This window comes from Exiguobacterium sp. SH0S7 (assembly GCF_004337195.1).
Taxonomy (GTDB): domain Bacteria; phylum Bacillota; class Bacilli; order Exiguobacteriales; family Exiguobacteriaceae; genus Exiguobacterium; species Exiguobacterium aurantiacum_A.
The window spans coordinates 1-679 of the sequence record NZ_SJVA01000034.1 but is presented as its reverse complement, the minus strand read 5'-3'; the positions used below and the strand labels follow the sequence as shown (position 1 = coordinate 679).

Annotated in this window: 1 protein-coding gene; it reads right to left on the bottom strand. The window is 51.8% G+C overall.

Annotated features, from left to right (window positions below):
• Positions 1-184: 184 nt before the first annotated feature.
• Entirely contained in the window at positions 185-610 is a 426-nt protein-coding gene (locus tag EVJ22_RS15260) for an HTH domain-containing protein (protein ID WP_071397349.1), read from the bottom strand.
• Between the last annotated feature and the right edge of the window lie 69 nt (positions 611-679).

The window sequence follows — 679 nt, the reverse complement described above, 5'->3', positions numbered from 1 at the left end:
TGCTTGAGGAGTGTCGCGTCTAGGTAATCACGCTCTTCCCGGAGGGACTCCGCCTCGGCACGGTTCAACCAGGCGTAATAGCCACTCCGGCTCACGCCGGCGATCTCACATAGTGGGCGGACGAGGTACTTCAGCTGTGCGATGCGGATGACGGTGTTGATGGCCTGATATTTCGCTGCTGGTGTCAGTTCGTATGTTTCGCCTGCCCTTCTAACTTCTCTAGCTTTTTTAAGAGTTCATTCTCTGCCGTCAGGTACTTGATTCTTGCCTCTGCCTTCGCTAACCGTCTCTCCATCGACTCGTCTGTTTTCGGGCGTCCACCTCCCAGAGCCTTTCCACGTTTGTCGTTCAGGAGACCGTCTTCCCCGTCTTTTCGATATGTTCGGCGCCATCGTTCCAACGCGGACTTCGCCTTCCTGTTCCCAATTACCGTCAGGTCGAATCCAGCCTCCGTGAAGATCTGCCGGGGTCCCTTGCCGTCCATGTTTTCAAGCACGGCCTTTATTTTGAATTCACCGGTGTATTGGATCGAGCGTTCTGAAACCGACGAAACGTTCGGGTTCGACTCAAGCTGATCAATTTGATGGATATTGAAAATGATTTTGCTCATGGTTGTTTCTCCCGTCTAAATGAATAGGTTCATTATAGCGATTCGTGCGTATACGAAAAACCCCGAATG